The sequence below is a fragment of the Gluconacetobacter tumulicola genome (genome assembly GCF_014174215.1).
In the GTDB taxonomy this organism is placed as follows: Bacteria; Pseudomonadota; Alphaproteobacteria; order Acetobacterales; family Acetobacteraceae; genus Gluconacetobacter; species Gluconacetobacter tumulicola.
This window is the reverse complement of sequence record NZ_JABEQL010000076.1, coordinates 1-964: the sequence shown is the minus strand read 5'-3', so window position 1 is coordinate 964 and position 964 is coordinate 1. Positions and strand designations below refer to the sequence as shown.

The 964-nt window shown below is 66.4% G+C and carries 2 protein-coding genes; both read left to right on the top strand.

All coding sequences use genetic code 11. The features are described 5' to 3' along the window. Positions 1 to 441, top strand: a 441-nt coding sequence (locus HLH29_RS19315; RefSeq protein WP_182968987.1) for an HlyD family secretion protein, incomplete at its 5' end; no start/stop codon positions are given. Positions 442 to 463: 22 nt separating this feature from the next. Beyond that, positions 464 to 964 (top strand): TolC family protein (locus tag HLH29_RS19310; RefSeq protein WP_408871998.1); only part of this gene is annotated, 501 nt, incomplete at its 3' end.

The following is a 964-nucleotide window of genomic DNA, read 5'->3' as shown; positions in this document are numbered from 1 at the left end:
CCGGTCAACGGCTATGTGACCAACCTGAACCTGCGGGTGGGCGACTATCTGACGGCGGGCCAGCCGCGGCTGGCGGTGATCGATGCCGATTCCTACTGGGTGAACGGGTATTTCGAGGAAACCAAGATGTGGGGCGTGCATGTCGGCGACGTCGCCCGGGTCAAGCTGATGGGCTACAAGCAGATCATCCCCGGCCATGTCGTCTCGATCGCGCGCGGCATCAACGACCAGAACGGCAATCCGGACCGGCTGGGGCTGCAGGACGTCAACCCGATCTTCACCTGGGTGCGCCTGGCGCAGCGCATTCCGGTACGCATCCATCTGGACCATGTGCCCGACAGCGTGACGCTGGCGGCGGGCATGACCTGCACGGTGACCGTCGGCCCGCAATCGCGCAGCCAGAAGGGGCATCTGACCACCTGGCTGCAAGATCATCTGTAAGGCCCCCAGCGCGAGCATGACCATGATGACGAAGACCCGACGGGCCGGCCTGGTCCTGACCTCGGCGCTGGTAATGGCGGGGTGCACGGTCGGCCCGCGCTACCAGCCCGACCGGATGAAGGTGCCGGAGCACTTCACCGAGGACGAACATCCGGCGACCGACGCCGAGATCGCGCGCACCAATGCCGAGCTGAAGGATTGGTGGCACCGCTTCGGCGACGCGGAGCTGGACCGGCTGGTCGACCGCGCGATCGGCGGCAATTACGACCTCCAGATCGCCGGCCAGCGCATCCTGGCCGAGCGGGCCTTGCGCGACAGCCAGGCTTCGGCCTGGTATCCGCAGATCGATGCCAACACCACCAACGGTGATTCGCGCTACTCGCTCAATGTCGACAACTGGCCGTTGCGCCCAGGCAACCCGGCCAACCGCCCCGGCGCGTCCTATCTCTCCTACGGGGTGAGTGCGAGCTGGCAGATCGACGTGTTCGGCCGTATCCGCCGCAGCGTGGAAGCGCAGGAACGC